Annotated in this window: 5 protein-coding genes and 1 tRNA gene; 3 read left to right on the plus strand and 3 right to left on the minus strand. The window is 58.1% G+C overall.

The annotated features are described in order from the left end of the window. Positions 1-4: 4 nt before the first annotated feature. Positions 5-1,234, minus strand: coding sequence for a sugar transferase (locus ABJN75_RS00755; protein ID WP_348435892.1), 1,230 nt, complete (start codon positions 1,232-1,234; stop codon positions 5-7). Between the two features lie 236 nt (positions 1,235-1,470). Continuing rightward, positions 1,471-2,532 (minus strand): O-antigen ligase family protein, encoded by a 1,062-nt coding sequence (locus ABJN75_RS00760; protein WP_348435894.1) that lies wholly within the window; start codon positions 2,530-2,532, stop codon positions 1,471-1,473. 536 nt (positions 2,533-3,068) lie between these two features. Here ABJN75_RS00760 and lepA point away from each other — a divergent pair. Next, entirely contained in the window at positions 3,069-4,877 is a 1,809-nt protein-coding gene (lepA, locus tag ABJN75_RS00765; RefSeq protein WP_348435896.1) for a translation elongation factor 4, read from the plus strand. Positions 4,878-4,921: 44 nt separating this feature from the next. Here lepA and ABJN75_RS00770 read toward each other — a convergent pair whose 3' ends face one another. Further along, entirely contained in the window at positions 4,922-5,878 is a 957-nt protein-coding gene (locus ABJN75_RS00770; RefSeq protein WP_348435897.1) for a DMT family transporter, read from the minus strand. Between the two features lie 244 nt (positions 5,879-6,122). Between ABJN75_RS00770 and ABJN75_RS00775 the strand changes: the two genes are divergently transcribed. Both ABJN75_RS00775 and tnpA read left to right on the plus strand, forming a co-directional pair. Then, a tRNA-Leu gene (locus tag ABJN75_RS00775) sits at positions 6,123-6,209 on the plus strand. A 544-nt stretch (positions 6,210-6,753) separates the two neighbouring features. Continuing rightward, a partial coding sequence (gene tnpA, locus ABJN75_RS00780) for an IS200/IS605 family transposase (protein ID WP_348435899.1) occupies positions 6,754-7,043 on the plus strand: 290 nt, incomplete at its 3' end.

A 7,043-nucleotide genomic window follows, 5' to 3' on the forward strand; every position in this document is an offset into this window, starting at 1 on the left:
GCGGCTATTTCGTGACCCGGTCGCCCTGCCCCTTGCCCATGACGGTTGAGAGCGCGATCCGGGCATCGAACGGGAGGCTACGCAAGCAGATGTAACGGGCGTCCCAGCTCGCCAGCCGCCAGGGAGTGCTCATGTCGATGCCGTTGATCTGCGCCAGGCCGCTGATGCCTGGTTTGACATCCAGAACGCCCAGCTTCCTGCGCGCCTCGATCAATTCGGTTTGCACGGGCAGGCATGGTCGAGGACCAATCAGGCTCATTTCATTGCGAAGGATGTTCCAGATCTGCGGCAGTTCGTCGAGTTTCGTGCGACGCAAGAATTTCCCGACCGGCGTGACCGCGCTGGCCGAGACCTCATGGGTGCCGGCCTGTGGCGTCCCGGTCTTCATCGTGCGGAATTTGTAACTGGTAAACTCGCGGCCATCCTTGCCGATGCGGGTTTGAGCGAACAATCCCGGTCCGGGCGAACTCAGCCGAATGGTCGCCCAGATCAGAAGCAGCACCCACCAGAACAGCAGCACAATGCCAAGCGCGACGGCAACATCCGCGGCACGCTTGATTGCTCCATACCAGGGATTTCCGTTTTGCCCATCCGACAGGACCTGTTCCGACAAGACAGAATCATCAACCTCGTCAGGCGGAAACGGCCGGGGAAACGTGTCCGACAGGAGCAATTCAGCCAGCCGCCGCACATCGACCGTCGGCGCCATGGCGGCGGCGAGACCGAAGAGCGGGCGGGCGAAGGCCTTGGGGACCCGGTTCAGCCAGTCCAGGCGGCCCGCCCACCCCTCACCATGGACCAGCGGAAGATAGACGGTGACGATTTCGATGTCCGCCATGCCTGCCAGCCGGCGAGCGGCCTGCCGCTTGGTCACCGCGTAAAGGCTCTGGTTGTCTTCATCCAGAGCATGGATCGAAGATATATTCACAAAGCGCTTGATGCCGATCTGCCGGGCCGTCTCGGCAACATTCATCAGCAGATCCACGTTCACACCCGCGAACTCATCCGCACCGGCTTGGGAATTGGTGTTGACCACGGCCAGATGAACCAGCTGGTCCCAACCTGATGCGCGGGTGCTCAAGTCGGCGTAGCCACAGGTGTGATGCTCGGGAAACCTCTCCGATAACTGCTCGGGATGCCTGCCCACCAGCAACAGTTCAACGCCGGGCCGGATCAGGTAGGGCAACAGATTGCGGCCGACAAAACCCGATGCGCCGGTCACAACTATTTTCATGCGCCCTCCAGACCAACCGGACGACCGGTTATGCGTCCCTGTTTCATCTCTTTTTTACTACGATCAAACCGGCAGCATTGCTGGTTGCCAAGCCACCCTGCCTTCCTGGCCCGAGCCTGAGCTGACCACGATGATCACCGGTGTTTACCATTGCATGACCGAGCGCCCGAGCAAAACCCGAGAGCAATTCTCCACCAACACGCGGGCACCGCCTGCCCATCCGGGGATCGACACTTTCATGTCGCTTCGGTCGCCGGTTCAGCGCGCCCGAATACCAGATAGAGCGAAAAGCACAAAGCCGAGATAAAGACGGTGTCATGGATATCGTGGCCCAACATCAGGCCTACGACTCCCGAACAGAGATAAACAAGCATGGTTCCACTCAGGACAAAGAAGCCGGCGCTTCCGATCTCATCCTTGCGGGCGCGGAAAGCCTGAACTATCGGAACAATCACCAGTGCGGCAAGCGCCACAAGTCCCAGCAGTCCGGAACGGAGCATGGTGGTCAATGCGGCATTATGGGCGTGGCTGTAGGAAATGCTGGTTCCGCCCAGAGCCAGGGTCCTTGCTGCAATTTCCTGCCGCTCGTTTCCCGGACCATAGCCGAAGACCGGTTTTTCGAGGAGCAGTTCATAACCGGCCTGATAGATTTGAATTCGCTGACCCAGCGATCCCGACATATCGCCGGAGACGATGGCATCCATGTCGTCGGCGACATCATGGATGCGGGACTCAAATGTCTGTGAGTAATTTGCAAGCAGAACAGTCGATCCCGCGAACACTGCAATCAGGATGGGAAGTCCGAGCAGGATCCGCTTCAGGGGATGGTGGAACAAAAGGCTCAGCAATGGAACCAGAATCAGCGTCAACCACATTGCCCGCGTCCCGCTCAGTATGACGAGATAGGCTGCACATGCCGCAGCAGCCAGATATATCAGGGATGAACGGTCCCAGCGCCGGCCGGCCGCGCCCATGTTGAGCATGTAGAGAATTCCGGCTAACAGGGCCAGCACACTCGGATTGCCTGCCGCCATCTCGGATCTGGCCTGAGAACCGAAAACAAGAAATATGCTGGGAATTGCCAGCAACGAGGCCGCCGCTGCAGCGGCTTCGACTGTTTTAAGCAATTTCGCACGATCGACAAAGGTGATCGAATATATTCCGGCAAAACCGAGAAACGGCAAATTTTCAAGAACCTCCCTGAACGCCACGAGGGAGGGATTGACGAGTGCGGCAATCAGATCAGCCGCGAAAAAACCGATGAACGCCAGGAAAACAATCTCGACCGGTCGTGGCAAAGCCCATTTCAACTGTCTGGTTGCAAGATGCAGCGTTGAATAAAATCCTCCGGAAACAACGAATATGGATACTACGCTGCCGAGGAAGGCACCCAGGCAAATACTGGTGCAATAAAATGTCAGATTTACCCAACTGTAGTTATCGAAAGTCGGCCGGATCCAAAAGTCGATGAATTTCCGGATCATGAGAATTTCTTACCAAATGATTGTGTCTTGAGTGACGATACCCTGTTATGTGTCAGTTCCTGTTCACAGGTCAATGAAGTATGCTTTCATTGGTTGATACAGTTGACCGTATTTCCAGAGTCAGCCAGTCGGGGTTTTTACAACATGGCGACGACAGCCCGCACGCTTATAGTCATGCCGGATCAACCGCTCAAGCGGTCAGCTGGTGTATTTCCGGTTCGCGGCAAGGCGGAGCCCCTCCCGGGATCCTGCTCGAAAACACATGCTCGGGGGCAAATGCAGGCCTGGGTCAAGCACGCAGTCTGGTTTCGACGATTGCCTTTTCCTGCGGTCCTGCTAAATCGCAAGCCATGACAAACACGCCCCTTTCCCATATTCGCAACTTTTCCATCGTCGCTCACATCGACCATGGCAAGTCGACGCTCGCTGACCGGTTGATCCAGACCTGTGGTGGCCTGGCTGACCGGGAGATGAGCAAGCAAGTGCTCGACTCGATGGACATCGAGAAAGAACGGGGCATTACCATCAAGGCCCAGACGGTCCGGCTGCATTACATCGCCAAGGACGGCGAGACATATGTGCTCAACCTGATCGACACGCCGGGCCATGTCGACTTCGCCTACGAAGTGTCGCGATCGCTCCGCGCCTGTGAAGGCTCGCTCTTGGTGGTGGACGCCAGCCAAGGCGTCGAGGCGCAGACGCTGGCCAATGTCTACGCCGCGCTTGATGCCGACCACGAGATCGTGCCGGTGCTCAACAAGATCGACCTGCCGGCGGCAGAACCCGACCGGATCAAGGAGCAGATTGAAGAGGTGATCGGACTTGACGCCTCCGACGCGGTGATGATTTCGGCCAAGACAGGCATCGGCATACCCGATGTGCTCGAGGCGATCGTCACGCGCCTGCCGGCGCCAAAGGGCGGCACGGTCAAGGATCCGCTCAAGGCAATGCTGGTCGACAGCTGGTATGATACCTATCTCGGCGTCATCGTGCTGGTGCGGGTCATCGACGGCGAAATGAAAAAAGGCCAGCAAATCCGGCTGATGGGCACCGACGCCCGCTATACGGTTGAGCGGATCGGGGTGATTACCCCCAAACTGGTGGCAATGGAGTCGCTCGGACCCGGTGAAATCGGATTTATTACCGCCTCGATCAAGGAGGTGGCCGACACCCGCGTTGGCGACACCATCACCGAAGACAAGCGGCCGACAGCGAATGCCCTGCCCGGCTTCAAACCGGCGCAGCCCGTTGTGTTCTGCGGTCTGTTCCCGGTCGATGCAGCCGATTTCGAAGAACTGCGCGCCGCCATGGGCAAGCTCAGGCTCAATGATGCCTCTTTCTCGTTTGAAATGGAGACTTCGGCAGCGCTTGGCTTTGGTTTCCGCTGCGGCTTTTTGGGACTTCTGCATCTGGAAATCATCCAGGAGCGGCTGGAACGCGAGTTCAATCTCGACCTGATCGCCACCGCACCGTCGGTGGTCTACCGGCTCAACATGACCAATGGCGATGTTGTGGAACTGCATAACCCCGCCGACATGCCGGATGTGGTCAAGATCAAGAGCATCGAGGAGCCCTGGATCAAGGCGACAATCCTGACGCCGGACGAGTATCTCGGCGCGATTCTGAAGCTTTGCCAGGACCGGCGCGGCATTCAGACCGATCTCTCCTATGTCGGCAAGCGGGCGATGGTGACCTATCAACTGCCTCTCAACGAGGTGGTGTTCGATTTCTACGACCGGCTGAAATCGATCTCCAAGGGCTACGCCAGCTTCGACTATCAGATCACCGGCCATCAGGAGGGCGATCTGGTCAGGATGTCGATCCTGGTCAATGACGAGCCGGTGGATGCGCTGTCGATGCTGGTGCACCGCTCGGCTGCGGAAAAGCGTGGCCGTGTGATGTGCGAAAAGCTCAAAGAGCTGATCCCGCGGCACATGTTCAAGATCCCGATCCAGGCCGCCATCGGCGGCAAGGTGGTGGCGCGCGAGACGATCTCGGCGATGCGCAAGGACGTGACCGCAAAGTGCTATGGTGGCGATGCCACGCGCAAGCGCAAGCTGCTCGACAAGCAGAAAGCCGGCAAGAAGCGGATGCGCCAATTCGGCAAGGTGGATATCCCGCAGGAAGCCTTCATCGAGGCGCTGAAGATCGGCGACTGAGAAAGCAGCACCGGTCCCGAACCGGGCGCTGCACCAATGGCGCTTCAGTTGGGCAGTGGCAGCGCGGTGCGACGGCTCAGGCGCCATTGCCAGAGGATGTGACCGACCAGCGCCACAAACACCACGCCGCCGCCCATCAGCGTTCTGGGCGCCGGTACTTCGGCATGGATCAACCAGACCCAGACCGGTCCCAGCACCGGCTCCATGGTCGATATGAGTGCGGCCAGCGCCGAGGGCAGCAACCGCGCTCCGGTCACGAACATGGCCATGCCGAAGCCCAGCGTGAACGCACCAAACAGCACCAGCAAACCCAAATCAGCCGGGCTGACGCGCAGACCCGAGGACAGAAGCAACCCGACCGCGCCGCTGGTCATGATGCCGAGGCAGGCCGCAGGCGTCATCCGCACGCCGGAATAGCGTCGAGTGATCACGGTGGCGGCGGCGAACACGACTGCGATCAGCAGCGCCAGCCCGTCGCCGACAAAAGAGACGCTGGCGGCAAAGGAATCCGATACCATCACGCCGATGCCGGCGATCACGGCGACAATCGCCGCCCAGGTGACGCCATCCACCGCTTCGCGCAGGAACACCACCCCGAGCAGGGCCGCGATCAGCGGCACGCCGGCCTGCATCAGCAGGATGTTGGCGACACTTGTGTAATTGAGCGCCACCACGAAGGAGGTCGTGGCTGCAGCCACGCACAGGGCGACACCAAGCCCGGGCAGCCCCATGGTGCGGAACAACCGCAGGGTGCCCGAAGCGCCATCACGCCAGAGCATGAAGCCAATCAGGAACAGCACGGCGAAGATCGAGCGCCAGGCGATGATCGTCCACGGATCGATCACCTCGAGTCCGCGGGCGATGGCGCCACCAAAACTCCACAGCAGCGCCGCGCCAAACACCAGTCCGGCACCAATTCTCGCGTCCGCACCCCCTGCCTGGGCGGAGGCAGAAGAACCTGACAGTGGCGCTACGTCTGAGATCGAGGTTTCGGATTTCATCAGGAATCCTTAATCCCGGCAAGCGGCTGTGAGAAGCAGGACAACGCGACATTCGGTGGCGCGAACAGGCCAGGGCAGCGAACCGGTCCAGCCCTATCGGCGGAATCTTGCTTGCCAACCGTTGCGTGACCAGGCGCAAACCATCATCCAAATGCCGACGATCGGGAGCTTGAGCGAGATAATTGTGACGGCTTTGCATTCAGGCGTTGACACAGCCGCGCGGACCCCCTAAATCCGCGCCAATGCCCAGATGGCGGAATTGGTAGACGCGCTACGTTCAGGTCGTAGTTCTCGCAAGGGAGTGGAGGTTCGAGTCCTCTTCTGGGCACCACCGCACTTTTTCAGACAGACCCATACGGTCCCATGTTGTCTCACAACACTCTGAAAAAGTTGGATTTTTCCGCAAAAAATCTAATTTCCCGTCCCATGTCGTCCCATGCTGTAGCTCTGTAGCCCACGGCAAAATACGGTACAAAATACGGTACAAGAGCAAATCAGGCCGATTTATACCGTAGAATCGTTGGGAAGTGCGATGATAAGGGCAACGTGGCGATGTTGTCTTTGACCACCTCAATTTGCACCGAGGAGCGCTACGAACTGGCGAAATATGCCTACTGAGCAAGCGGGACAGAAACTCGCCATGCCTTTACAGTTCGATAAGCACCCGTCAGAATGGTCAGAGTAAGAAATCTCTTGAAAAAGCCAATGATCCTTGAAAAGGGGTTCACTGCTGCTGCTGATTTGGAGGAGTTACTTGACGAGTTGCTGGCTCAGAAACTTCTAAGAACTACCCGAGAATTTGAGCTTTAGAGTCCCCGTTAAGGGGATCCGTAAACCCCTCGCCTTTAGGCGACGGGATGCAGTAGCATCCTTGGATGCAATTCAACAAACGTGGGAGCCATACTGTTTGGGACTGCAAGTACCATTTGGTTTGGACGACGAAGTACAGATATGAGGTTTTGGGTGGCGATGTTGGCAACCGCTGCCGTGAGCTGTTGCGTGAGATATCGATTTCACACGAGATCCATATTCATGCTGGCTCGATCAATCGGGATCACATCCATATGCTGGTGTCGATCCCGCCAAATCTGTCAGTCTCGCGTGCAGTTCAATTCTTGAAGGGGAAGAGTTCTCACAAGTTGTTGAGCGAGTACAAGAGCTTGCG

The sequence above is a fragment of the Hoeflea sp. genome (assembly GCF_039975035.1).
Classification (GTDB): domain Bacteria; phylum Pseudomonadota; class Alphaproteobacteria; order Rhizobiales; family Rhizobiaceae; genus Hoeflea.

What these genes read in the sequence shown, in the direction of transcription:
- ABJN75_RS00755 (WP_348435892.1), bottom strand. Translation starts at nt 1,234, where the DNA reads ATGAAAATAGTTGTGACCGGCGCATCGGGTTTTGTCGGCCGCAATCTG.
- lepA (WP_348435896.1), top strand. Translation starts at nt 3,069, where the DNA reads ATGACAAACACGCCCCTTTCCCATATTCGCAACTTTTCCATCGTCGCT.
- ABJN75_RS00770 (WP_348435897.1), bottom strand. Translation starts at nt 5,878, where the DNA reads ATGAAATCCGAAACCTCGATCTCAGACGTAGCGCCACTGTCAGGTTCT.